General features: G+C 64.6%; 21 protein-coding genes. 8 read left to right on the forward strand and 13 right to left on the reverse strand.

All coding sequences use genetic code 11. The annotated features are described in order from the left end of the window. Window positions 1–139: 139 nt before the first annotated feature. The 7 genes from BM338_RS09665 to BM338_RS09695 all read right to left on the reverse strand — a co-directional run bounded on the left by BM338_RS09665 (window position 140) and on the right by BM338_RS09695 (window position 7,993). On the reverse strand, window positions 140–1,042 hold the full coding sequence (locus BM338_RS09665; RefSeq protein ID WP_090450675.1) for a hypothetical protein: 903 nt from the start codon (window positions 1,040–1,042) through the stop codon (window positions 140–142). Further along, window positions 1,042–3,303 (reverse strand): M1 family metallopeptidase, encoded by a 2,262-nt coding sequence (locus tag BM338_RS09670; protein WP_255367243.1) that lies wholly within the window; start codon window positions 3,301–3,303, stop codon window positions 1,042–1,044. Before BM338_RS09670 ends, BM338_RS09665 begins: the two co-directional genes overlap by 1 nt. A gap of 92 nt (window positions 3,304–3,395) precedes the next feature. Beyond that, complete coding sequence (locus BM338_RS09675) at window positions 3,396–5,027, reverse strand: sulfite reductase subunit alpha (RefSeq protein WP_255367244.1); 1,632 nt, start codon at window positions 5,025–5,027, stop codon at window positions 3,396–3,398. Then, the gene (locus tag BM338_RS09680) at window positions 5,024–5,989 is read right to left on the reverse strand and encodes an FAD:protein FMN transferase (protein WP_090450676.1); all 966 of its coding nucleotides are present in this window, start codon (window positions 5,987–5,989) and stop codon (window positions 5,024–5,026) included. Before BM338_RS09680 ends, BM338_RS09675 begins: the two co-directional genes overlap by 4 nt. A 14-nt stretch (window positions 5,990–6,003) precedes the next feature. Further along, entirely contained in the window at window positions 6,004–6,810 is an 807-nt protein-coding gene (locus BM338_RS09685; RefSeq protein ID WP_090450677.1) for a DUF4198 domain-containing protein, read from the reverse strand. 29 nt (window positions 6,811–6,839) lie between these two features. Continuing rightward, on the reverse strand, window positions 6,840–7,355 hold the full coding sequence (locus BM338_RS09690; protein ID WP_090450678.1) for a DUF2271 domain-containing protein: 516 nt from the start codon (window positions 7,353–7,355) through the stop codon (window positions 6,840–6,842). Window positions 7,356–7,366: 11 nt separating this feature from the next. Next, window positions 7,367–7,993 carry a PepSY-associated TM helix domain-containing protein gene (locus tag BM338_RS09695; RefSeq protein ID WP_090450679.1) on the reverse strand — a complete coding sequence of 209 codons (627 nt, stop codon included), beginning with the start codon at window positions 7,991–7,993 and terminating at the stop codon, window positions 7,367–7,369. A 241-nt stretch (window positions 7,994–8,234) separates the two neighbouring features. Here BM338_RS09695 and BM338_RS09700 point away from each other — a divergent pair, with 241 nt between their 5' ends. Together BM338_RS09700 and BM338_RS09705 are read left to right on the forward strand one after the other, a co-directional pair. Continuing rightward, window positions 8,235–8,915 (forward strand): response regulator, encoded by a 681-nt coding sequence (locus BM338_RS09700; protein ID WP_090450680.1) that lies wholly within the window; start codon window positions 8,235–8,237, stop codon window positions 8,913–8,915. Window positions 8,916–8,970: 55 nt separating this feature from the next. Further along, window positions 8,971–10,422 (forward strand): sensor histidine kinase, encoded by a 1,452-nt coding sequence (locus BM338_RS09705; protein WP_255367245.1) that lies wholly within the window; start codon window positions 8,971–8,973, stop codon window positions 10,420–10,422. An 83-nt stretch (window positions 10,423–10,505) separates the two neighbouring features. On the opposite strand, the gene BM338_RS09710 is transcribed toward BM338_RS09705, so the two are convergent. Then, a complete protein-coding gene (locus BM338_RS09710; protein WP_090450682.1) occupies window positions 10,506–11,915 on the reverse strand; it encodes an aspartate aminotransferase family protein in 1,410 nt (469 codons plus the stop codon). Between the two features lie 44 nt (window positions 11,916–11,959). Next, on the reverse strand, window positions 11,960–12,661 hold the full coding sequence (locus BM338_RS09715; protein WP_090450683.1) for an MtnX-like HAD-IB family phosphatase: 702 nt from the start codon (window positions 12,659–12,661) through the stop codon (window positions 11,960–11,962). Window positions 12,662–12,942: 281 nt separating this feature from the next. Here BM338_RS09715 and BM338_RS09720 point away from each other — a divergent pair, with 281 nt between their 5' ends. From BM338_RS09720 to BM338_RS09740, 5 genes are read left to right on the forward strand one after another with little or no spacing between them, the layout of a single operon-like run. Further along, entirely contained in the window at window positions 12,943–14,397 is a 1,455-nt protein-coding gene (locus tag BM338_RS09720) for a TolC family protein (protein WP_255367246.1), read from the forward strand. Then, on the forward strand, window positions 14,397–15,530 hold the full coding sequence (locus BM338_RS09725; RefSeq protein WP_090450685.1) for an ABC transporter permease: 1,134 nt from the start codon (window positions 14,397–14,399) through the stop codon (window positions 15,528–15,530). The genes BM338_RS09720 and BM338_RS09725 overlap by 1 nt, the downstream gene beginning before the upstream one ends. A gap of 18 nt (window positions 15,531–15,548) precedes the next feature. After that, the gene (locus BM338_RS09730) at window positions 15,549–16,289 is read left to right on the forward strand and encodes an ABC transporter ATP-binding protein (RefSeq protein WP_177229290.1); all 741 of its coding nucleotides are present in this window, start codon (window positions 15,549–15,551) and stop codon (window positions 16,287–16,289) included. Further along, window positions 16,286–17,230 carry an efflux RND transporter periplasmic adaptor subunit gene (locus BM338_RS09735; RefSeq protein WP_090450687.1) on the forward strand — a complete coding sequence of 315 codons (945 nt, stop codon included), beginning with the start codon at window positions 16,286–16,288 and terminating at the stop codon, window positions 17,228–17,230. The genes BM338_RS09730 and BM338_RS09735 overlap by 4 nt, the downstream gene beginning before the upstream one ends. Before the next feature lie 8 nt (window positions 17,231–17,238). Beyond that, a complete protein-coding gene (locus tag BM338_RS09740) occupies window positions 17,239–18,042 on the forward strand; it encodes a MipA/OmpV family protein (RefSeq protein WP_218156324.1) in 804 nt (267 codons plus the stop codon). A gap of 27 nt (window positions 18,043–18,069) precedes the next feature. Here BM338_RS09740 and BM338_RS09745 read toward each other — a convergent pair whose 3' ends face one another. The 4 genes from BM338_RS09745 to BM338_RS09760 all read right to left on the reverse strand — a co-directional run bounded on the left by BM338_RS09745 (window position 18,070) and on the right by BM338_RS09760 (window position 22,899). After that, window positions 18,070–18,399, reverse strand: a complete 330-nt coding sequence (locus tag BM338_RS09745) for a non-heme iron oxygenase ferredoxin subunit (RefSeq protein WP_177229292.1) — start codon at window positions 18,397–18,399, stop codon at window positions 18,070–18,072. Next, complete coding sequence (locus BM338_RS09750) at window positions 18,396–18,944, reverse strand: GNAT family N-acetyltransferase (protein ID WP_090450689.1); 549 nt, start codon at window positions 18,942–18,944, stop codon at window positions 18,396–18,398. Before BM338_RS09750 ends, BM338_RS09745 begins: the two co-directional genes overlap by 4 nt. A gap of 67 nt (window positions 18,945–19,011) precedes the next feature. Next, entirely contained in the window at window positions 19,012–20,025 is a 1,014-nt protein-coding gene (locus BM338_RS09755; RefSeq protein WP_090450690.1) for a YncE family protein, read from the reverse strand. Window positions 20,026–20,070: 45 nt separating this feature from the next. After that, a complete protein-coding gene (locus BM338_RS09760; RefSeq protein WP_177229293.1) occupies window positions 20,071–22,899 on the reverse strand; it encodes a TonB-dependent receptor in 2,829 nt (942 codons plus the stop codon). Window positions 22,900–23,016: 117 nt separating this feature from the next. Here BM338_RS09760 and BM338_RS09765 point away from each other — a divergent pair, with 117 nt between their 5' ends. Beyond that, a complete protein-coding gene (locus tag BM338_RS09765) occupies window positions 23,017–23,745 on the forward strand; it encodes a response regulator transcription factor (RefSeq protein ID WP_255367247.1) in 729 nt (242 codons plus the stop codon). Window positions 23,746–23,750 lie beyond the last annotated feature (5 nt).

Below are 23,750 nucleotides of genomic sequence, written 5' to 3' on the forward strand. Positions count from 1 at the left end.
AAACCGGCAGTTCTGCCGGTTCGTCGCGCACAGGGTGCGCTCCTACGGCGCTGCATCCACGATAGGTTGTGAACTGGCTCGCCTAAAGCCGAGTCAGACCCTACAGATCGACATCCCATCGAGAATATCCTGGACCGGCTCAATACCCTGCCCGCCGCCCGCCGGCCAGCGAGCGCGCCACTTCGGCCAGCGCGAATAGACGCGCGATGCGCGTCCAGCCGATCGCCGCCACCACCAATTGGCTGAGCAGGAAGGCCAGCAGCAATCCCAGCCCGCCCACTGCCGTGGTATGCGCACGCGCCACACCGAGGGTAAAGGCGATACCAAAACCGATCGCAGTGATCAGGACATAGCCAAACAGGCTGCTGAACGGACGACGCAACAACTGCATCACACCACGCCCAATTGCCACTGTCGCCGAGCGCAGGCCAGTGTCGGCGATGAAGGCTGCGCGGCCGGATTCAACGATCACCTGTGCCAGCACGACCACCAGGCCGAGCAGCCACGCCGTCAGGTGCTTGGCGGAGGCCGCCTGCGATTCCAACATCGCGACATCGATCTTGTCGTCAAGCAGGTTCATGCCGGTCTTCACCAAAAATGCAGCAGCGGCATACGGCACCAACGACCACAACATCAGTCGGAACATGCGGCCGTATTCCACCACGCCACTCTGCAGCAGATGGCCGAAACCCAGCGGACGCCCCGCACGGCCACTGCCGACGATCATGCCGTTGAGCAGCGGCGTCAGCAGCAAGGTGATCAGCAGCGCGGCGAAGAAGGCGCCGGTCAGCGCGCCATCGCTGCTGCCGAGCTCGCGCACGGTATCGCCAAACATCATGGCGTCGAACTGGCGCCCCCAGGCATCAGCATGCACCGAGTGATCCAGCAGGCCGCCCAGTGCATGCAGCAGCGGCAGACCCACCGCCACTGCAGGCAACAACATCAGCAGCACCCACAGCAGCAGTAGCCGCCACTGCAGCGCGGCGAACGGAGCACCCAGCAAGGCACCGAAGGCGACACGACGGGAATTTTTGTAGGCCATCACAGCGTCACCAGGAAGGAGTAGAAGGCCTGCAGCAGGGCCGTGACATCGGCAGTCCAGCGTCGCGACGCGGCCGTATTGCCCTTGGCCGTGCGGCTGTCGTTGAGCTTGTTGGCGTCAAGCAGGATCTTCTGCTCGGGATCCAGTTCGGCCGACACCACCTTGGATGGCTTGTCGAACACGAAGCGCGCCCAGCGTCGCTGATCGTTCCAGTGCACATCCTCGCTGCTGCCGTCGGCGAACTTCACGCGCAGCAACTGCGCTACCGGCGCGCCCTGCCGTACTACGGTGACGGTGACGCGCCAGGGGAAGGGCCCCTCGCCGGGCTTGGCGTTCGGGTGTGCCTTGTCCCAGGCGTCGCGCTGCTTGTCGATCTGCTTTTCCAGCTCGACGGCAACCACTTCGTTGCGCTTGCCGCCCTTGTCCGTCACGCCCGACAGCGGCAGCACTTCTTCGTTGTCGATGGACGCCACGCGATCGTCCACGAAGGCGGTGCCATAGACGTATTGATCGAAGATCTCGTTGACGTTCTTGGCGTCGCCGGACACATCGATCAACGTGGCGCGCAGATCCGCGACAGAGGGATGTCGGAAATGCCAGCGCTTGTAGTACTCGCGGAAGGCGCGCTCCATCACCGGTTTTCCCAGGCGTTCCTCCAGATCGTGCATGGCCGTGGCGGTGCGCGAATACACCGTGCCATAGCTGCTACTGGAGAAGCGGTTCCAGGCGTTTTCGCTGAGCGGGTCGTACGGCGACTTCAGGCCTGCGCCCATGCGCTCCTGCACGAACACATCCATCGATGGCCGGACACCGATGCGCGCCGCCCACGAACTCGGCACCAGGATGCGTTGGTTGCGCTCACGCAGCATGCGCTCGTCCCAATATTCGTTGAGGCCCTCGTCCAGCATCGGTTCCTCGAACTCGTTCGAGGCGAGCAGGCCGTAGAAATAGCCGTGGCCAAACTCATGGATGGTGACGAAGTCAATCTCCCACTGGTCCGACGTACGCGCATCGATCTCGGCATAGCCTTCTGCCGTGAAAAAGGTCGGGTATTCCATGCCGCCCGCTTCGGCCGCGTTGTATGGCGGCACCACCGCCGTCACCGTGCGATAGGGATACGCGCCCAGCGTGTTCGAGAAGTAACCGAGCGAATCGATGGTCGCCTTCAGCACCGGCTGCGCACTCGCCGTGTACTCGGTCGGATAGATCACGCGCACCGCGACCTTGGGGCTGCCTGGCCCGGTGTAACTGCCATCCAGCGTCTTGAAGCCCTTGCCGGCAACCCAGGCGAAGTCGTGCACATCACCCTGCACGAAGTGATACGTGGTTTTGCCATTGCCCTGCACCGGGTCTCCCTGCTGCTCGCCCACCGCGCCGACGGTGTAGTCGGAGGGCACGGTCAGGCGTACGTCGTAGCTGCCAAAATCGGCATAGAACTCACTGTTGAAGTGGAACTCGTGCGCGTTCCACTGCACCTCGGTGGCGCCACGTTCGCCCGGCAGTTCCAGCACGGCGATCTTGGGAAACCATTGCGCGACCAGGTTGAAGTCGCCCCACCAGCCGGTGCGCTCGACAACGCGCGGCAGTTGGCTGAGGAAATCGATATCCAGGGTCAGCGTCTCGCCCGCGGGCACCGGCTGCGCCAGATCGACGCGCACCACCGTTTCGTCAGTCTTCGGGCCACCGTCCGGCTGCACGAAACTCCACTTCAGCGAAGCATTGCCCTGCTGCACGCGCTGGAGATCGATCCAGCCCCATTGCCCTTTCTTCAGCACCGCCGCACCGCGCGAACGGCCGTGGGCGGTAAGCACGCGGCGCTCGCCGAAAAAGGTGCTGCCTTCGTTCTTGAAGGCGTTGAGGTAGAGATGCAAATAGACGCTGCGTACCGCGCGGTCGCTGCGGTTGCGCCAGGTCATCTGCTGCTTGCCGGTCACCGCGTGCTTGGCCGCGTCCAGCTCTGCATCGATGCGATAGCTCACCACCCGGTCGGACAGGGTCGACTCGCTGCCGGTGCGCTCGCCGCCCCAGGCATTCGGTGCGCTGGGCGTTCTTACACCGGCCGCATTGCCGTGGACGAGGGGGATTTCCGCTATGTCCGCTGCCGGCGCTTCAGATGCAGGTGCGGCGACCGCTGGCTTGGTATCCGCCGCTTTTGTCGCGGCTGGCGGAGCCGCAGCGTCCTGTGCCATGCCATGCCAGGAGACGGCGACCAACGCCATCGCCACCCCAAGGCTGCCCGCCAAGCCCCATCGCTTCCGCATCGTGATGTCTCCCCGAAACCTGATGCAGGTTGCGCCATGAACGCCGATCGAGGCATAGGCCAAAGGTCACGACGCAAACCCTCACGTCGCACTCAATAGACATCGCGGCGATAGCGCCCACTCATGCGCAATTGCTCGATCTGTTCGCCGCCCAGCGTTGCGCGCAGCACCGCATCCACCCCGGGCGCCATGCCGGCGAGACTGCCGCAAACGTAGATCGCAGCTCCCTGCTCCACCCATCGGCGCAGTTCGTCCGCCGCTTCGGCCAGACGCTGCTGCACATAGACCGGCGCCGCCGCTTCACGCGACCACGCCAGGTCGAGGCGTTCGATATCACCCGCCGCCTGCCATCGCTCGATGTCTTCGCGATGGAAAAAGTCGTGTGCCGCGTGCCGCTCACCGAACAACAGCCAGTGACGCCGATGTCCCGCCGCCACACGCGCCTTCAACAGCGCACGCAACCCGGCCAGGCCAGTGCCAGTGCCGATCAGGATCAGGGGCACGTCCCGCACCGGTCGGTGGAAGCCTGGGTTGGAACGGATGCGCAGTGCGATCTCGCTTCCCTCCGGCGCTCCTTGCGTCAGCCAGCCAGAACCGATGCCGGGCGTGCCATCGTCGCGGTGCATGCGGCGCACCAGCAGATGCAGCGCGCCGTCAGTCGGCAGCGAGGCAATGGAGTATTCGCGATGCGGCAGCGGCCGCAAAATCGAGGCCAGTTGCTCCATAGTCCAACCGGCGACGTCGGCGGCCAATGGCAGATGGCTGCGTGAGAGTCGCGTCGCCAGCGATTCTCTCCCGCCGTCATCCGCCAATGAAATCGAGCCATCGAAACCCGCCGCATCCAGCCAACGGGTGACGTCGGACATCGCATGGCGCGGCTCGATCTCCACCAGATCACCCGCCTCCCATGCCAGCTCGCCGTCCAACGGACGCAACGCGAGATGAAAACACGCACCGCCTGCGCTGCCCGGATTGAGCAGGTGGCGCTCGATCAATTGCCAACGCTGGTACTGCGGTGGCTGCCAGTCCGGCAGATCGTTGGCACCGCTCAACAGACCGAGATGATGCTGCCAGTGGCGCAAGGAGCCATCGTCGCTATTGTCCACTTCCACCGGATCGAACAGCGGTTGCGCGCCGCTCTGCGCCAGCCAGTGATGCAGGCGATGGCCGAAGCCGCAGAAGTTCTCGTAATCGCGATCGCCCAGCGCGAGCAAGCCATAGCTCAGGCCGTCCAGCTCGCCGGCCTGCCGCAGACAACGTTGCTCGAAGGAGGCTGCACGATCAGGTGCGTCACCTTCGCCAGTAGTGCTGACCACGAACAACACACGGCCGGCGGCACGCAAAGCCGGCACGTCGAGTCCGCCCAGTTCGGCCAGCCGCACTGGCAACTTGGCGGCCATTAGGCCTTGCGCGGTCTGACGTGCGAGTTGCTCCGCATAGCCGGTCTGGCTGGCGTAGGCCACCAGAATCGCGCTGGCCTCTGTTTCCTTGATGACCGACAAATTCATTCCGCTCGCTTGCGCCCGTCGTCGGCGCAGCAACGCCACGAAGCCCATCCAGATCGACACGCTCAATCCCGCAGCCAACCAGCGACCAAGGCCGGGATCGCGCCACTGCATCGCTTCGGCATGCAGGCGGAACAGCCATGCCGCGACGACAGCCAGTGCAAGCATCACTGCGAGGTTGCCCAGGCGCGACTTGTCGATGGCTGCGATGCTCTTCACGTGCAGAGGGCTTCGGCGAACGCCGGCGACATGCGCTCTTCGAATCCATGCTCGCCATGCAGCACGAACAGCACGGCAAGATGCCGTTCGCGCGCATAGGCCAGCCCCTGCTCCGGCCCCATCACTGTCATGGCGGTACCCAATGGATCGGCGGTCATCGCCTGCGCGGCCAGGATGCTGACCGAAGCCACGGTGTGCGGAACCGGGCTGCCGCTGCGTGGATCGATATGGTGCGAATAGGTTTGGCCGCCGCGACCGTAGCTGCGCCGGTAATCGCCCGATGTCGCGATGGCGCAACCGCTGAGCGACACCACGCGCCCATGCTGCCCGCTCGCATCCGGGTGTTCGATAGCGATGCGCCAGGGCGAGCCATCAGGCTTCGTCCCCTTGCCCTTCAGCTCGCCACCGACTTCGATCAGCCATGACGTCACGCCTGCATCGTCTAGCCACGTGCCAACCAGGTCGACCACATAGCCTTTGGCCACCGAGGAAAGATCGACATAGCTGCCGCCTGGTTGATAAGCCATCTCATTCGCTGCATCGAGCTTCACCTTCCACCAGCCGACACGTTCCCGCGCTTCCGTCATCGCGCGATCGGACGGCGTGCTCTCCGGCCGCGCCGCGGGGCCGAAGCCCCACAGATTCACTAGTGGCCCCACCGTGGGGTCGTAGGCACCTCCGGTATCGCTGGCGAGCCGCAACGCATGCGTCAACACGGTGAAGCACGCTTGCGGCAGCGGGCGCCAGGTGCCGGCCGGCGCGGTGTTGAAGCGCGACAGCGCCGAGTGCGGCTTGTACGTACTCATCTGCCCGTCGACCAGATCAAGGCATTGCTGGATGCCGCTCTGCAGGTGATGCAGCGGCACATCGGCTGGCGCCGCCACGCGCGCCGACCAGGTCGTACCCATGGTTTCGCCATGCAGGCTTTGCACAAAACATGTTGCGTGATGCTGTGCCGACATGACGATCGCAGCGCTTACTGCGGCAACACTTCCAGCGTGGCCGTGTACGACAGGCGACGCTGTTTCGCCTGCTTCACGCTGGTCTTGTCGTCCTGCGTGCTGGCGTTGATCCAATACATGCCCGCATGCGGCCAGGTCAGAGTGAACTTGCCATCCTTGCCGGTGGTGACGTCGAACTCGTCCTGCGCGTTGCGATAGCGCGTGGCACCGGCAATAGCGCTGACCTTGATATCGCTGGCCGGCTTGCCGTCCAGCAGCAGCTGGAAAGTCGCGCCCTCGCCAGCCACTAGATCGGTAACGTGGCTGACCGGCACCAGCTCCAGTCCCTTGCCGCTGGGCTTGAGCGCCGCTTCGTTGGGCTTGCCGTTGCTGACAAAGGTTTCCACGCGATTGACCGCTTCGCTCACTTCAATCTGCTTGGCATCGGCGGGAAGCTCTTTCGCCAGATTCGCTGCATCGCCGCGCCAACGCTTCTTCTGGCCGCCCTGCTCGTAACTGGCGAACACGCCGGCATTTACCAGCGACAGTTTGTAGGTGCCCTGCTGGGTCAGATGCAGATCGAACACGCTGCGGTACTTGCCGGTGATGGCGCTATCCGGTTTGGCCGTCTGGCCGTCCGGCGCGGTGATCACCAGACGCGAGAGATCGCCCGGTACGTGGTCTGGATAGAACAGATCGTTGGATACTGCGGCATCCACCGTCACCCAGGGATCCGCGCCGGAAACATTAGTGGCCGAAGGCAGCAGCCACATCTTGTGCGCCTGCGCAGCAAAGGGAAGCGCGAGGGCGAGAACCGCCAAAGACAGGGAACGCTTGAGCATGGTGGACTCCGGTAAAAGTGATTGAAGGATCAGGGCGCGATGTCGAGCTTTACCGCGCCAAGTTCCGTGCTGCCCTTGGCATCGAGGTGCTGCGGCGACGTGGCCGGCCAGGTGAACGGCACGCGCACGACTTCGCGTCCGCCGACTTCACGCGCGGCTTCCACCACCAATTCGTACTTGCCTGCGGCAAGCTGGCCCAGCGGTGCCTTGCCGTCCTTGAACTTCAGTTGCTGTTGACCAGCAGGCCGCGTCGCGCCGGAGACCCCGTCGACCGGCATCTGCAGTTCGCGTCCGCCACGGCGCCACCATTGGCGTAACTCCGGCAGCCACTTGGTGCCGGCGCCCTCCTTGGTTTCTTTTTGCGCGTACCACACGGCCAGTTGCGCGGCGACGCTGTGGTCTTCGCGCTCGATCCACACTGCCGTGTACGGCCGGTGGTACTCGGCCACATCGAGCTGGGGAATCTGCACGGTCACATCGAGATCGGCGGCCACGACAGGCGCAGCGAGCAGCAAGGCGGGCATGGAAAACAGCAGGCGACGCATCGGCGTTCCTTTCAGTGAATAAAGATCAGAGCAAGTACAAGCGGCAGCACCAGCCCGAACGCCACCAGCGGCCAGGTGGCGCCGCGCTGGGCGGCGTGCATTTTCAGCAGCAGCAGGCCGGTGACCGAGAACACCACACAGGCCAGCGCGAACACATCGATAAACCAGCCCCACACCGGGCCTGCGTTGCGGCCCTTGTGCAGGTCGTTGAGATAGGAAATCCAACCGCGTGCAGTGCCTTCGTATTCGAGCTTGCCGGTGGCGCGGTCGATGCTGAGCCAGGCGTCGCCACCCGGGCGCGGCATGGAGAGATAGATTTCGTCGGCCGACCAATCGCCCTTGCGGCCGCTTACATCCACCTGCACGGCGTCGCCGATCCAATCAGCGACGGCGGCAGGTAATGCGACGCCTTTGCGCTCGTCCTCACCGGACAGCGCGCGCAGCAGCGGCGCGGGTAGTTGTACCTCGCGATGCACGGTCTGCGGCTTCGCCTCGATCTGCGCGGCATGGTTGAGCGTGATGCCGGTGGCGGCGAACAACAGCATGCCGACCAGGCACAAGGCCGAGCTGATCCAGTGCCAACGATGCAGCTGCTTGAGCCAGAACGCGCGCTCCGGCTGGCCTTGCCTGCCCTGCATTCGCACTGCCTGTTGCTTCGCCATCCACCCTGCCCGTCAGTTGTGCGTTTATCGCGGGCTGGTAGTGCCATGGCGCCGCTTGTGATCTGTCCCAGCGATCCGCCCGGGCGCTAAGCTGGCGGACATAGGCCGCCACCGTGGCCGGGCGCAAGATCTTGCCACAAATGATAATCACTCTCAATTCGAGCAGCTCTGCGTCCCCATATCCCCGCTTTCCCCTTGTTATTGATCGGAGTTATTCATGCGCATCCTGATCGCCGAGGATGATCCCGCCATCGCCGCCGGCGTCTGTGCCTCGCTGCGCCAGAGCGGCCACGCCGTCGACCACGTGAACGACGGCGCGCGCGCTGACGCGGCGCTGCGCGACACGCCCTATGACCTGTTGATCCTCGACCTCGGCCTGCCCGCCCTGGATGGCAGCGACGTACTGCAACGCCTGCGCAAGCGCGGCGCCAGCCTGCCGGTGCTGGTCATCACGGCACGCGAGGGTCTGCGCGAGCGCGTGCGCGTGCTCGACCTCGGCGCCGACGACTACCTGGTGAAGCCGTTCGCTCTGGCGGAATTCGACGCCCGTGTACGCGCGCTGCTGCGCCGCTACACCGCCCAAGGTGCGCCGGAGCTGGTGCTGGGCCGCCTGCGCCTGGACTTGCCTGGCCACCGTGCGTGGGTCGACGAGGCGCCACTGGAACTCACCGCGCGCGAATTTGGCCTGCTCGAAGCGCTGGCGGCACGCCCGGACCGCGTCACCAGCCGCGCCCAACTGGTCGAAGCGCTGTGCAACTGGGACGAGGAACTCACCGATAACGGCCTGGATATCGCCATCTACCGCCTGCGCCGCAAGCTCTCGGATTCCGGCACCCAGGTGCGCACCATCCGCGGCCTCGGTTACCTGCTTGAGGAAGTGAAGGAAGGCGCGGCATGAACGAACCCACGCCAGGGTCAGCCCACCGCTACTCAACATGGGCCATGAGAAGGTCATGAGCAGACCCTCACAGCCCTGGCTATACCGGATGCTGGAACCCGACGGGCGGCAGAGCCTGCGCCGGCGGCTGCTGGCGTTCCTGCTGGTACCGCTGATGGCAATGCTGTTTATCGAAAGCCTGATCACCTACACCGGCGCGCTGGTGTATTCGAACAGCGTGCACGATCGCGACCTGGCCGGTAGCGCGGAGACCGTCGCGCAGATGATGCAGAAGGAAGGCCTGGACGGTCCGATCTCCGAGCAGGCGCGCTTCCTGCTGCAGTACGACCCCGAGGGTCACAACAACATCAACTACTTCAGCATCGTCAGCCAGCGCCATGGCCTGCTCGCTGGCAGCGACAAGCTGACGCCGCCTTCGGGACTCGGCCTCAGCGTCAACGGCGAGCCGAAATTGTTTGACATCATGCTCGATCGCCGCCGCTTGCGTGCCGCGGGCATGATCATCGACAGCGTCCACGAAGAAGGCGATCAGCTCACCATCACCGTCGCTGAAACTCTGCGCGACAGACGCCAGCGCGCCAAAGAAATCCTGCTGCTCAGCATTCCCGCGCAGGCACTGCTGATCGCCGCGGTGTTCGTGCTAGTGTGGTTCGGCGTGCGCATCGGCCTGCGCCAGCTCGATCCACTGACAGCGAGGCTGGCCCGACGCGAGCATGATCTCGCACCGATCGGCGATGCCGACGTGCCAGTGGAAATCCTGCCGCTCACGCGCACCATCGACGGCCTGTTCGCGCGCCTGCGCGGCATGCTGGCCCTGCAGGAGCGGTTTATCGCGGATGCCGCGCATCAGTTGCGCACGCCGCTGGCAGGGTTGCGTGTGCACGTCGAGCGAGCACAGAGCGATCCCACACCGGAAACCGTCAAGGATGCCTTGCAGCACATCCTGCGCCTGACCCAGCGCGCCACGCGCACCTCGGGCCAGCTGCTCGCACTCACCCGCGCGCAGTCGCCGGATCACGACGACGGTGCGCATGCACTGATCGACCTCGCGCGACTGGTTCCCGACCTGCTGACCCTGCGCGTGCACGAGGCTTTAGCTGCTGGCGTCGACCTGGGTTACGAAGGTCCGCCGCAACCGGTGTGGATCGATGGCGACCGCACCACCCTGCAGGAACTGCTCGACAACCTGATCGACAACAGCCTGCGCTATGCGGGCCGTCGCAGCGAAGTGACGGTGAGTGTGTCCAGCGATGCCAAGGGCGCCATGCTCAACGTGGAAGACAACGGCCCTGGCGTACCGGCAGCTTTTCTCGCGCGGTTGGGCGAGCGCTTCTTCCGCGTGCCGGGCAGCAATGAAGAAGGCACCGGCCTGGGCCTGGCCATCGTGCAGCGCATCGCCGAACGGCACCATGCGCGCGTGCGCTACGTGGCCGGCAGCGAAGGCGGCCTGCGCGTGGAGATTCTGTTTCCGCCCGCACGGACTACAAAAAAAGACGGCGACGCTTAAGCGTCGCCGTTGTCAGAATCCCCTGCATGGGAATAGGTGACACAAAACCAGGGCCGCCGCGCATATCGCGGCGGCCTTGATCCTTACATTTCCTTCTTGGCCCGGGTCAGCAGCTGGTCGAGCAGCGAGATGGCCAGGTCGATCTCTTCGTGCGTGATGTCCAGCGACGGCGCGAAGGTGATCACGTTCTTGTACCAACCGCCCACGTCCAGCACGAGGCCGATCTTCTTGCCGTTGTGCGTCAGGTCGCCGGCCAGGCCGATATCGACCATCTTGTCCAGCAGCGCCCTGTTCGGTGTGAAGCCGTCGTCGGTGCAGATCTCGGCGCGCAGCGCCAGGCCCAGACCGTCAACGTCGCCGATTTCCTTGTGACGCTTCTGCAGGTCCTTCAGCGCATCGAGGAAGTGAGCGCCCTTCTCCGCCACCGTCTTCTCATAGTTGAGCTCGTAGCCCATCTTGATGACTTCGAGGCCGAGCGAGGTGCCGAGCGGGTTCGAGTTGAAGGTGGAGTGCGTGGAGCCCGGCGGGAAGATCTCCGGATTAATCATCTCCTCGCGCGCCCACAGGCCGGACAGCGGATTCAGGCCGTTGGTCAGCGCCTTGCCGAACACGATCACGTCGGGCGTCACGCCGAAGTGCTCGATCGACCACAGCTTGCCGGTGCGCCAGAAACCCATCTGGATTTCGTCAACCACCATCAGGATGCCGTACTTGTCCAGCACCTTCTTGAGGTCCTTGAAGAAGTTCCTCGGCGGGATGACATAGCCGCCGGTGCCCTGGATCGGCTCGACGTAGAAAGCGGCGTATTCGGCCTGGTTAACCTTGGGGTCCCACACGCCGTTGTATTCGGTCTCGAACAAGCGCTCGAACTGGCGCACGCAGGCGTCCGAATACTCTTCTGGCGTCATGCCCTTCGGGCGACGGAACGGGTACGGGAACGGGATGAACATCGCACGCTCACCGAAGTGGCCAAAGCGACGACGGTAGCGGTAGCTCGAGGTGATCGACGACGCACCCAGCGTGCGGCCGTGGTAGCCGCCCTCGAAGGCGAACATCAGGCTCTTGCCGTTCTTGAAGTTGCGCACCAGCTTGAGCGAATCCTCAACTGCCTGCGCACCGCCCACGTTGAAGTGCACGCGACCCTTCAGGCCGAACTTCTGCTGCGCGTCGACAGCAATCGTCTTGGCCAGCTCGATGCGGGTCTGGTGCAGGTACTGGCTGGCCACCTGCGGCAGCACATCGATCTGGCGCTTCAACGTGTCGTTGAGGCGCTTGTTGCCGTAGCCGAAGTTGACCGCCGAGTACCACATCTGCAGATCGAGGAACGGCACGCCCGCGGTGTCGTACATCCAGCTGCCTTCGCCGTGGCGGAAGATCTTCGGCGGATCGACGTAGTGCACGGTGTCGCCGAAGGAGCTGTACTGCGCCTCATCGGCCAGCAGCTGGGCGTCAGGAATCACGCCAGTAGCGGCGTTCGGGTCGTAAGCATTCATCAGGCAAATCCGGATGGGGTATGGGGGTTAGTCGGTAAAGCGGATCAGCGGGCGATCGCAACGATGCGCTCGGGCTGGGCGTGCTCTTCCAGCAGGCTGCCATCGAGCAGCTTGGGCAGCAGTTCCAGCGCGTCCTCGAAGCCGGTGATCGGCACGTAAGGAATGCCGGCCGCACGGCAATGCTCGATCAGACGATGCTTGGCAAACACGAAATCGACACGGTCGGCCGCGCAGAAGTCAGAAGCACCGTCGCCGATCAGCAGGGTCTTGGCGCCACTCTGGCGGGACTGCGCCACGCACGCGCACTTGCACGTACCGCTGCGGCAGCCCTCGGCCTGGAACGGCGAGGTCAGCTGCCACTGGCGCGGCGGCTGGGCCGGCGCCAGATGGTTGGCGGCGAGCGGCAGGTCGTCCAGGCCATAACGGCCCAGGATCTTGTGAATGGCGTAGTCGAGACCATCGCTGACCACGCGGATCGGCGTGTTCAGCTCACGCGTCTTGGCCACGAAAGCCGGGAAAGCATGGTCGATCCACAGGCCGCTGAGATGCTTGTCGAGCTGGTCGCGGCTCATGTCGAGCAGATCAACCTGGCCGGTCATGCACTCACGCGAGCCGATGCGGCCGGCACGCCAATCCTGCTCGAGCGTCTCCCAGCCAGGGCGGCCGAAGCGGTCGAGCAGCGAGTCGATCACGTCCTCGACGGAGATGGTGCCGTCAAAGTCGCAGAGGATGTTCCATGCAGTCACAGAGGCAACTCGTGTTTCAGGATGGCCGCACCTTAGGCGCTACCCCCTTTCGGCCTCCTTTCTTGTGGACCATGCCTTCCGGCACACCCCGGGACCGCCTCAGGTGGCATTTCAAAAAACCGCTGCGGAACCGTCTTTGCACCTTAATGTCTAGTTCCGAAGCCAAGCCAAAGGCAGGCAAGGTATGCTTTGCCCCCTATTCGTCACCTGCCGCCGTGAAACGCCTTCCAGCGGTCTGGCCGTCGGAGGCGCAGTCCCCTTCAGTTACCCGCGGGAGTTCCGTGTCCCTGTTCCCCACCATTCCGTCGAAGACGGTCGCCAGGACGGCGCAACGGCGGATTGCCCATCGCTCCCTGGCCTTGCTGTGCCTGGCCGCCGGCCTGACCGTGCTGGCCAGCTGCTCGGTCACGCCACTGCCCGAACTCAAGCCGCCGGTGCCGGAAACCTGGCGCAACGCGCCCAACGGCGTCGCCCCGCCCAAGGCCGATCTCAAGAGCTGGTGGCAGGCGCTGGGCGATCCGGCGCTGGACGCACTGGTCAACCGCGCGCTGGAGCACAACCTGGATGTCGCACAGGCGGCTGAGCGCCTGCGCGCGGCCCGTTCACTGAGTCCGCATGCCCACGACAGCTATCTGCCCAATCTGCATGCGCGCACCAATGATGTGGTCAATCCCGACACCAGCGCCTCCTATTTCATGGTCGGCTTCGACACCGCCTGGGAATTTCCGTTGTTCGGCGCCTGGCAAAGCGCCGGTCGCGTGTCACAGGCCCAGCTGAACAGCGCGCAGGTCGGCTTGCGCGGTGTTCAGGTATCGCTGGTCGCCGAAGTCACCCGCCGCTGGATCGAGCTGCGCTCCGCGCAGCAGCAGGCCCGCCTGCTCACCGGCATCCGCGATGCGCAGAAAGAAAAGCTGCGCCTAGTGCGGACCCGAGTGAACCTGAAGCTGGCCCCGCCCGCCGAGGCCGCCCGCGCCCAGGCCGAAGTGCTGCGCGCGGAAGCCACGCTGGCCGAGCCGCAACAGGCGATCAACGCCAGCGCGCAACAACTGGCGGTGCTGCTCGGCCAGAACGAGCCCGACCCGCAGTGGCTGGAAACCGGCCCGCAGCCACGACTGGGCAGCTGGCAACTATCCTCGGCACCGGCCGACCTGCTGCGTACCCGCCCTGAGATCGCCAATGCCGAGGCCGAAGTGCTGCGCGCCGCCGGTGAGCTGGGCATGAGCCGTGCCGATATGTATCCGCACATCGGCATCGGCGCCTCGATGCAGTGGTCCATCAACATCGCCAGCAATCACCGCGCGCGCAATCACGAGGGCATTTTCTCGATCGGCCCGGTGATCGATATCCCGCTGTTCGATTGGGGCCAGCGCGTCGCCGCGGCACATGCCAAGGGACACGAACTCAAGGCCGCCGTGTACGCCTATCGCCAGGCGGTACTGCAAGGCGTGGCCGAAGCAGAAATCGCCATGGGCGACCTGGAGCAACTGCGCGGACGCGAGCAGGCCTCGCAACAAGCCACTGAGGCACTGCAGACCGGCACCGCGGCCACGCGCAAGCGTGCTGAGCTGGGGCTGGGCAGCCATATGGATATCCAGGACAGCTTGGTCGAAGGCCAGCGCGCCGAGCTGGAACTGGTCAGCGCCATCGCTGCGCGCGACCTCGCCTACGTGTCGCTCTACAAAGCCCTGGGCGGCGCACCGATACCGGCGCAGCCCACGCCGGGGAGCACCGACTGATGGTCGCGCTTGCCCGCAAGACATTGATCTATGAATGGCGGCGCTTCCTGCCGGCCATCGTCGCGGTGGGCTTCGCCGGCCTGCTGCAGCTGCTGCAGGCCGCGCTGGTGCTGGGCATCTTCGGCAGCGCCAGCGTCTACATCACCGGCTCTTCCGCCGACCTGTGGGCTGGTTACCCCGGCACTCAGAGCGTGAATCTGGGACGCCCGATCGACACCGGCGTGGAGATGCGGCTGCTGATGGACCCGGCCGTGACCAAGGTGGAGCCGTTCCATTGGGTGGACGCCGACTGGCGCGGCCCGAACGATACCGGCGGCGTGTCGGTATTCGTCTCCGGCATCGATGCGCGGCCCGACAGCATGATGTTCGCCCGCGCGCTGCCGGCCACATTGCGCGCGCGCCTGAACGAGCCGGATGCGGTGATCGTCGATCGCGCCGACCTCGGCAGCCTCGGCGTGAGCGTTGGCGACACCGCAGTCATCAACGGCCATCGCGTGCGCGTGGTCGGCGTGAGCAGCGGCCTGCGCGCGCTCGGCGGTGTGAATGTGGTGGCCTCGCTGGCCACCGCGCGCGAGCTGGACACCGATCCGGCCAACGCCAATCGCATGACCTACTTTGTCGCCAAGGTGAACGATCCGGACAAGGCCGAGGAGATCGCGCAGCGCCTGCGTGGCTCCAACACGTTCGGCAACTATGACGTGTGGACGGCGCGCGACTTCGCGCGCCGTTCGCAGTTCTATTGGATGTTCGACACCGGTGCTGGTGCCGGCGTGCTGTTCCTCGCCGGCATCGTGTTCCTGGTAGGTGCCGTGATCACCAGCCAGACCCTGGTCGCCGCGGTGATCGGCTCGATCCGCGAGTACGCCACGCTCAACGCGCTGGGCGTCGGCGTCGGCGCCCTGCGCAAGGTGGTGATGGAGCAGGCCTTCTGGGTGGGCGCCCTTGGCCTGATCGGAAGTGCCGTGCTGGGTGCGCTGTTCTTTTTCTTCGCGCGCAGCCGCAGCGTGCCGGTGGAACTCAACCCGATCGCCACCGTCGGCTGCCTTCTGCTCGGCATGGGCTTGGCGATCGTCTCCGGCCTCGCCGCGATGCGCAGCCTGCGTCGCGCCGATCCCGCGACGCTGTTGAGGTAAGCCATGGCGAGCCAACCCATGCCATCAGCATCCATCTCCCTGCAGGCGCGCGGCGTCAGCAAGTCGTTCGAATCCGGCCGCGTGCGCAGCACCGTGCTGCACGATCTCACACTGGACATGCGCGCCAGCGAGCTCACGCTGATCTCAGGCCCTTCCGGCTGCGGCAAGAGCACACTGCTGGCGATCCTCAGCGGTCTGCAGCGGCCAGACGCTGGCCAGGTGATCGCGCTGGGCCAGGACCTGGGCCTGCTCGACATCCGCGCACTCGAACGCTTCCGCCTGCTGCACACCGGCTTCGTATTCCAGGGCTTCAACCTATTTCCCGCCTTGAATGCAGTGGAACAGGTCGAGCTGCCGCTGAGTTACCTGGGCCTGTCGCCCTCCGAGGCACGCCGCCGCGCGGTGGACTCGCTGGAAGAAGTCGGCCTGGGGACGCGCATGGAGCTGCGCCCGTCCGAACTCTCCGGCGGCGAGAAGCAGCGCGTGGCGATCGCCCGCGCATTGGCCAAGGAGCCCGAGCTACTGTTCGCCGACGAGCCGACCAGCGCGCTTGACGCCGCCAACGGCCAGATCATCATCGATATCCTGCACCGTATCGCGCGCACTCACGGCACCACGGTGCTGTGCGTCAGCCACGATCCGCGTCTGGTCGGCCATGCCGACCGCGTTCTTGCCATGGAAGACGGTCGTATCCTGAGCGATCGCAGCCCGCCGTCCACCACGACCGCCGTCCCCGGCCTCAAGGAATCCTCTGCATGAGTTCGCGCCTGTTCCGTCCGCTGATCGTCCTGGCCGTCGCCTCCTTCGCGCTGGCCGGCTGTTCGCGCGACGACTCCGCCAGCCACAAGGCCGCCGCACAGGCGGCAACGGCTCAATACGTGGCGGTGGCGCGCGGACGCATCGACATCGAAGGCGGCCTGCTCAAGTTGAGCTTTGCGCGCGATGGCGTGGTGGCCGACATCAAGGTCCATGAAGGCGACCACGTGCGCAAAGGCCAGCTGCTGTCCGCGCTGGATACCGAACCCGCACGCCTGGCGGTCACCTCGGCGGAAGCCGAGCAGAAGCAGGCCGAAGCGCAGGCCAAACTGCTCGAGTCGCGCATCAAGGCCGCCACGCAACGCGCCGAGCGCCTCACCGCTGCCGCCGCGGCCGGTGCCGGCGACAGCCAAAGTGCCGACGACGCCCGCGAGAACGCGCAACAACTGCAGGGCGAGCTGGACAACGCGAAGGCTTCCGCCGCCATGGCTGCGCAGAAGCTTGCCGGTGCGAAATACGAACTGTCGCAGCGCAGCCTGCTCGCGCCGGTCGACGGCCAGGTGGTGCAGCGGCAGATCCAGCCCGGTGCGCTCGCCTCGCCGCAAAGCGGCCCGGCTTTTGTGCTGCTGCCCGACCAGCCACGTATCGTGCGCGCCGAGCTCAACGAATCGTTCGTGCGCGCAGTAACTCCGGGCATGCAGGCGGAAGTCGCGGATGACAGCGGCAGCGGCATGCCCAACCTCACCGCGCATGTGTTGCGCATCGGCACCGTGTTCGGCGCCAGCACGCTGGAAGACGATCCGCTAGTGCGCGCCAACACCCGCACGGTGGAATGCGTGCTCAGCTTCGACCAGCCCCCGCCGGCTTCCGTGCGTATCGGCCAGCGCGTACTGGTGCGCTTCCCACCGGCAGGCACCGACACCAAGGCCGCCCCGGCGCAGTGAGCCTGACGTTGCGTTTCCCGGGTCGCATTACACATTGGCTGCTCACCGCTCTATTGGGCGGCGGCCTGCTGGCAGGCGCACCGAGTTACGCGGATGACGTGCAGGGCGCCGATGACAGCCTGCCCAATATGCTGGGCGTCGGTGTCATCCACCTGCCTCGATGGCAAGGCGCGCGCGTGCATCGCGACCAGCTCGCCCCCTATATCGAAGTCGAGCTGGACGACCGCCTCACTCTGTCCACCGATGACGGCGTCACGCTGGACTTGATTCACGCCGAGCGTCTTCACGGTGGCCTGTTCGGCAACTACCAATGGGGACGCAGCCGCGAGGATCTTGGCTCGCGTCTCGGCGGCATCGTCAACAGCCTGTCGCCCCGCCTCAATGCCGGCGGCTACGTGGAGTACGACCTCAACAAGGCGCAGAACCTTGGCGTCACGCTGTCGCATGACACGCAGGGTGCCGGCGTCTATCTCAATATGTATGCGGTGACCGGACTGCCACCGCTGGGCAGCTACCAGCACAGCCTGCAACTGCAGCTGCAGTCGATGAATGGCCCGGCCATGCGCCGCTTCTTCGGACTCACGCCGGCGCAGGCCACGCAACTTGGCGTGAACGCGTGGCGTCCCGGCGCTGGTGCGCAACAAATGGCGCTGGAATACGACGCCATGATTCCCCTCGGCGACTCGCTCGCCGCGGTGTTCTCGCTGAACTTCGCGCGCCTGCTCGGCGACGCGGCCGACAGTCCGCTGGTGCGCTACTACGGCTCGCCTTATCAGTTCACCGGCTCGCTCGCGCTGGTCTATCGCTTCTGACGCGCGCGCGATGAAGCGCGCGCCGACTCAACGGTTATCACGCGTCCAAATGCCGCCGTGCGCCTCGCGCACCGGAAAGCTGGCGATCGGCTCGTAGGCCGGCGGACACGTGACCGCGCCCGTACGCAGGTCGAAGCGCGCACCGTGACGCGGACACTCCACTTCGAAGCCGTGCACTTCACCGCCGGCAAGATCGCCACCGTCATGCGTGCACACATCCTCGACCGCATACAGATCGCCGTCGATGTTGTACACAGCGATGGGCGTGTCGCCGTCGTAGACCACCTTGAACTCACCCGGCAGCATTTCGCTGCGCGTACCGACGAAGATCCAGTCCTTCAGGTCGTCGTCGCTCATGCCACCGCCCCTGCGAGGGGCTTCACCATCCATTCGAAGCGAAGATCCTCACGAAGCGGAATGCCGAAACGCGCATCGCCATAAGGGAATGGGCGGAACTCACCGGTGCGCTGATAACCGCGGCGTTCGTACCACGCGATCAGTTCGGCGCGCTGCTCGATCACCGTCATGCGCATCGCCACGCAACGCCATTCATCGCGCGCGACGCGTTCGGCTTCGGCGAGCAAGGCCTTGCCGACGCCGGCCATCTGCAAATCGGGATTCACGGCGAACATGCCGAAGTAACCGGCATCGCCCTGCCGCTCGATATGGCAGCAGGCAAGCAGCACGCCATCGCGCTCCGCCAGCAGCACCAGGCTGTCCGGCTGGCCAAGCAGCGCGGAGACACCCGCGGCATCGGTGCGCTGCCCGTCGAGCAGATCGGATTCGGTGGTCCAGCCGCGCCGGCCAGAGTCGCCGCGATAGGCGGACTCCACCAGGGCGACTACAGCGTGGATATCGGCGGTCCCGGCCGCCCGGAAAACGGGAACAGAGGTTTCGGACATCCGCGCATGATAATCCGCCACCCCACCACGGCGGTACACGCATGGCGTACCGCCGCAGATCCGGAACTTAGTGCGGCGCCACCACCAGCACACCAAAACCTTCCACCGGCTTGCCCTTGCCGGACGCACTGGCAGCCGCGAGGTAGACCGTATGGCTCTGTGGATCGAGCGCCAAGGTGCGCGCACTCTTCTGCGTCGGCAGATTGCCAAGCAGGCGGTAATGGTCAGCATCATCCTGCGCCACCACACTAAGCGTGCCTTCGCCGCCCGAGCTCAGCACGACCTGGCGTTGCGCATCGAACACCACTGCATCGGGGTCTTTGCCGATCGCCAGCTTGGCCACCTGGTGCCCGTCATGGGCATCGGTCACCACCATCCAACCGTTGGCACACACCGAGAACAGCCGCTGATGCACGGCATCCAGCGCCAGACCGGTGGGTCCATCACACGGTTCCAGCGACCACACGTTCAACACCTTCTTCGTCGCCAGATCCACGCGCGCGAGCTGGTTCTTGTCTTCCAGATTGAGAAACAGCTGGCCCTTGCCGTCGGCAACGGCGAACTCCGGGCGGCCCGGCACCGCGATGGTCCCCAGCTCCTTGCCCGCCTGCGCATCGATGATGCTGATGTTGCCGCTATGCCCGTTCATGGTGAGCAGATGGCCGGAAGCGTCGTCAAACACGATCGCATCCGGATCCTTGCCGCTGATCGCGATGTGCCCGGTGACCTTCAGCGTATCGGTATCGATGACGGTCACGTTGTCGCCGTGACCGTTGCTCACGAACGCCTGATGTTTCGACGGCAGCAACGCCACGCCATGCGCGTGCTGCATACCCGGAATCTCAGTCAGCAACTTGCCCGAAACGGTATCCATCACCATCACGCGGTCGTCGCGGGCAATGAACAGCCGGTGCGCTGCCGCATCCAAGCTCAGATAATCCCAGCCACCGCTACCACCCAGCGCGTAGTGCTTGGTGACTGCATAAGGCTGCTCGGCGGCAGTTCCCGCTGTCGACGGCGCCACGACGGCTACGCCGAGCAACAGCGCGATCGACAACGCAAGGAAAGACGACTTTTTCATGCAAGGTCCCAGGTTGGATAGAGAAATGGGCTAGTAGAGAAATGATCAGAGTTTCAGGCGCACGCCGGCGGTATAGGTCTGCCCGTAGAACTCGCGCTGGATCGGACGGCTGCTGCTCGGACCCTCGGTGAACTTCAGGCGCGTATCGGTGAGGTTCTTGGCGTTGAAGAACAGCGACCACTGCTCATCGATCGCATAGCTAGCACCGAGATCCAGCGAGAACCGGGGCTGCGACCAGATATCCGTCGCCGCCGAGTTGCCCACGCCGAAGATGTTCTTGCTGACATAGTAGGCACCAAGATTCACGTTCAACCCGCCCAGGTCATAGAACAGCGCGAAGTTGCCGGTGTTACGCGATGTGGAAGGCAACTGCAGATGTTCGCCGGGGCGGATCTCGCCGCTCGAATCGACAAAGGTGTAGTTGGCCGCCATACCGAAACCGGCCAGCCAGCCGGGGAGCGTGGCGAACCGCTGCTGGTAGTTCAGCTCCACGCCACGCGCATGCGCGCTGCTGAGATTGGCGAAGGTGAACACCTTGGCCGCGCCGGTGAATCCGGCGAACAGTCCGTTGTTCGGAAAGGTCACGCCGGTCTCTTCCTTGTTGATGATGTAGTTGCTCAACTCCTTGTCGAACACACCCACCGAGGCGATGCCGCCGTTGTCTAGGTAATACTCCAGCGACAGATCGAAATTGTTGCTGGTGGTCGCCTTGAGGTTCGGATTGCCCTGGGTCACGTTGTCCGCCGCGGGATCGATCAAGGTCGACGCGGTGACTTGGTTGAAGCCCGGTCGCGCAATTGTCTTCGAATAGACCGCGCGCGCCACCAGGCCCTCGCTCAGCTCGTAGCGCAGCTGCACCGTGGGGAAGAAATGGTTATAGCTGTGGTTCACCGCAATCGGTACGGCACCGCCGAAGGCCCCCGTGTTCGGATCGACCAGGACCTGATTGCCGCCGTAGGTGGCCATGGTCCGCTCCCAGCGCACACCGGCCAGCACACCCAGCTTGTCGGTCGGCTTGAACTGATACTGGCCATAGACGGCATAGACGTTCTCCTTGCCGTTCGACGCACCCTGCGCTTCGCTCTGCGCGTCCGCCAGCGGGTTGTTCTCGGTAAACAGCTCCGGATGGGTCACGTATAGATTGCGCAGCGCCTCGGCATTGATGTTGTAGCCGTTCTGGTAGTGATTCTTGTAATAGCTGATCGGCTGCCCAGAGACGAACTGGCTCAACGGCAGCGCCGGCGGGGTTCCGCTGAAGCGCGTGATCTCGCCGTGACGTGAGCGCTTGCGCGCGCTCACGCCGAACTTGATGTTCTCGTCGGTGCCTTCGAAATAGCTGGTCGGAATGGTGACATTGAATGCACCGGTGTATTCCTGATTGTGATCGTGTTCGGTACTGTTCTGGAAATTGCCGAACGTATAACCCGACGGATCGAGCGGATTGGCATTGAGATAGCCGAAGCGCGGAAAGCGCGGATCGCTGATATTGTCGTAAGCAACCGCCACCGCGTTCGGGTTGGAGAACGTGCTGTTGTAGTCGAACGGCTTGTTATACGAGCCGTAGGTCGCGGCCAGCAGGTAATCAATCTTGAAACTCTGGAAATGGTTCTCGCCGCCGAAGGTCGCCACACGCGTATCGATGGTTTCCTTCTCGTCGCGCAGGGTCTTGTCGAAGGTGACGTTGGGATCGATGAAACCATGCGCATTCGACGGATCGGCGGTGACCGAGCCCGTACCGCCGCCGAACATGTTGTAGGTCAGGCGCTGGCGGTTCACCGACTCGGTATAGCCTGCGTCGAAGTAGCGCACATACCAGCGGTTGTCGTCGTCGGGCTGGTAGTTGAGCTCGCCGCCATAACCGAGACGGCGGCGGTGATAGCGGTAGTAGCGCTGCTCGAAATCGTTCATCACCTTGTCAGGCGTGCCGTTGGCCTGGTCGTCGGCATAGGAGCCTTCGATATCGTCGACGCCGCGCTTGTCTTCGTAATAGGCCACGGTGCCGATAAAGCTGAAGGCATTGCCCGGACCGAAGCGGCCGCCGCCGCTCAACTGGTAGTCCTTGATCCCTGTGCTGCGCTGGCTCTCATAGCCGGCACCCAGCTCGACCTCCAGGAACTTGTCCTTGCCGGGCGGCACCTGCTTGGGCGTGATTTCGATGGTGCCGCCTAATGCTTCGGCATCCTGGTCCGGCGTATTGGTCTTGGTCACCGTAATCGCGCCGATCAGGCCGGTGGGGATCGAATCGAACGCCACCGCGCGCCCACCACCCATCGGCGAGGCGACATTGGTTGGCGGCAGACGTACGCCGCCGAAAGTGGCGCCGTTGAGATCGGCATCGAGACCGCGAATATTTACGAAGCGGCCTTCGCCGGTATCGCTCTCCAGCGAGATGCCCGGAATGCGACGCACCGCTTCGCCCGCATTGACGTCGGGCAATTTGCGGATCTCGGTCGCGGGCTGCACGTTGACCAGATTCGGCGCGTCCTGCTGGATGCTGCGCGCAAGTTCCAGCGGCGTGGTCTGTGCGGTGACCCGCAGGCCCTGCAAGGTCTTGGCGGTACCGCCGAATTCCACGTCCTGCTCGATGGTCTGGCCGGCATGCAGAATCACCTGCCGCTGCAACGGCGCCTGGCCGGACGCACTGACCACCATGGTGTAGTTGCCCGGGTCCACGCCATCCAGCGCAAACTGGCCGTCCGCACCGGTAACCACGCTGCGCCCCGATTCGCTCAGCACCACCTTGGCGCCCGCTACCGGACGATGCTCGCTCTCGACGACACCCTTGAGCGCGGCCGAGCCTGCCGCATGCGCCCATGTCGCTCCGGTCAACGCGGCGACGCCCACCAGAAAACTGCCTGCACGTTTACGAGCCATGGAAAAACCCTTCGTTGAATGAGCACAGCCGGTCTGCGCTGTCATCCAAGCGAAACTAGGGAGGTGCTATGACCATGGGGATGCAGAGGCCTTACCGATCGGTAAGGAAGCCCCGTCATGGACGACATTCGCGACGAGATTCACATCACCCACCACGGAATGCCGCCCATGAAAATCCTGATCGTCGAAGACGATCGCGACACCGCCGCGCATATCGCCGCCGGCCTGCAGTCGAGCGCGTCGCATATCGACAATGCGCACGACGGTTACACGGGCCTGACCATGGCCGCGCGCGAGCATTACGACCTGCTGGTGGTCGACCGTATGCTGCCGCAGCTGGACGGCCTGTCGATGGTGCGCGAATTGCGCCACGCGGGCCGTGAGACACCGATATTGATGGTCTCCGCCCTGGGCGAGGTCGACGCGCGCGTCGAAGGCCTGGAAGCCGGTGCCGACGACTATCTGGCGAAACCTTTTGCGATGATCGAGCTACGCGCGCGCCTCGCCGCCCTGTCGCGCCGTCCGCATATGGCCGACCACCCCACGCTGTTACGCGTCGCCGACCTCGTACTGGACCGGATCACGCGCGAGGTACGCCGTGCGGATCGCGCAGTCGAACTCCAGCCGCGTGAATTCCGCCTGCTGGAATATCTGATGACGCATCAGGGGCGTGTGGTAACGCGCAGCATGCTGCTCGAACATGTATGGGAATTTCATTTCGACCCGCAGACCAGCGTGATCGAGACGCACATCAGCCGCCTGCGCAACAAGATCGACCGCGGCTTCGAACAGGAGTTGCTGCACACCGTGCGCGGCGCCGGGTATTGCCTGCGTGCGGCGGATTAGCCTAT

Origin of the sequence: Dyella sp. OK004 (genome assembly GCF_900114495.1) — a bacterium.
GTDB lineage: Bacteria > Pseudomonadota > Gammaproteobacteria > Xanthomonadales > Rhodanobacteraceae > Dyella_D.

Coding starts and splice junctions, on each gene's coding strand:
- BM338_RS09690 (WP_090450678.1), bottom strand. CDS start 7,355: ATGCGTCGCCTGCTGTTTTCCATGCCCGCCTTGCTGCTCGCTGCGCCT.
- BM338_RS09665 (WP_090450675.1), bottom strand. CDS start 1,042: ATGGCCTACAAAAATTCCCGTCGTGTCGCCTTCGGTGCCTTGCTGGGT.
- BM338_RS09755 (WP_090450690.1), bottom strand. CDS start 20,025: ATGAAAAAGTCGTCTTTCCTTGCGTTGTCGATCGCGCTGTTGCTCGGC.
- BM338_RS09745 (WP_177229292.1), bottom strand. CDS start 18,399: ATGAGCGACGACGACCTGAAGGACTGGATCTTCGTCGGTACGCGCAGC.
- BM338_RS09765 (WP_255367247.1), top strand. CDS start 23,017: ATGGACGACATTCGCGACGAGATTCACATCACCCACCACGGAATGCCG.
- BM338_RS09710 (WP_090450682.1), bottom strand. CDS start 11,915: ATGAATGCTTACGACCCGAACGCCGCTACTGGCGTGATTCCTGACGCC.
- BM338_RS09760 (WP_177229293.1), bottom strand. CDS start 22,899: ATGGCTCGTAAACGTGCAGGCAGTTTTCTGGTGGGCGTCGCCGCGTTG.
- BM338_RS09725 (WP_090450685.1), top strand. CDS start 14,397: ATGGTCGCGCTTGCCCGCAAGACATTGATCTATGAATGGCGGCGCTTC.
- BM338_RS09705 (WP_255367245.1), top strand. CDS start 8,971: ATGAGCAGACCCTCACAGCCCTGGCTATACCGGATGCTGGAACCCGAC.
- BM338_RS09670 (WP_255367243.1), bottom strand. CDS start 3,303: ATGCGGAAGCGATGGGGCTTGGCGGGCAGCCTTGGGGTGGCGATGGCG.
- BM338_RS09730 (WP_177229290.1), top strand. CDS start 15,549: ATGCCATCAGCATCCATCTCCCTGCAGGCGCGCGGCGTCAGCAAGTCG.
- BM338_RS09700 (WP_090450680.1), top strand. CDS start 8,235: ATGCGCATCCTGATCGCCGAGGATGATCCCGCCATCGCCGCCGGCGTC.
- BM338_RS09680 (WP_090450676.1), bottom strand. CDS start 5,989: ATGTCGGCACAGCATCACGCAACATGTTTTGTGCAAAGCCTGCATGGC.
- BM338_RS09750 (WP_090450689.1), bottom strand. CDS start 18,944: ATGTCCGAAACCTCTGTTCCCGTTTTCCGGGCGGCCGGGACCGCCGAT.
- BM338_RS09735 (WP_090450687.1), top strand. CDS start 16,286: ATGAGTTCGCGCCTGTTCCGTCCGCTGATCGTCCTGGCCGTCGCCTCC.
- BM338_RS09685 (WP_090450677.1), bottom strand. CDS start 6,810: ATGCTCAAGCGTTCCCTGTCTTTGGCGGTTCTCGCCCTCGCGCTTCCC.
- BM338_RS09695 (WP_090450679.1), bottom strand. CDS start 7,993: ATGCAGGGCAGGCAAGGCCAGCCGGAGCGCGCGTTCTGGCTCAAGCAG.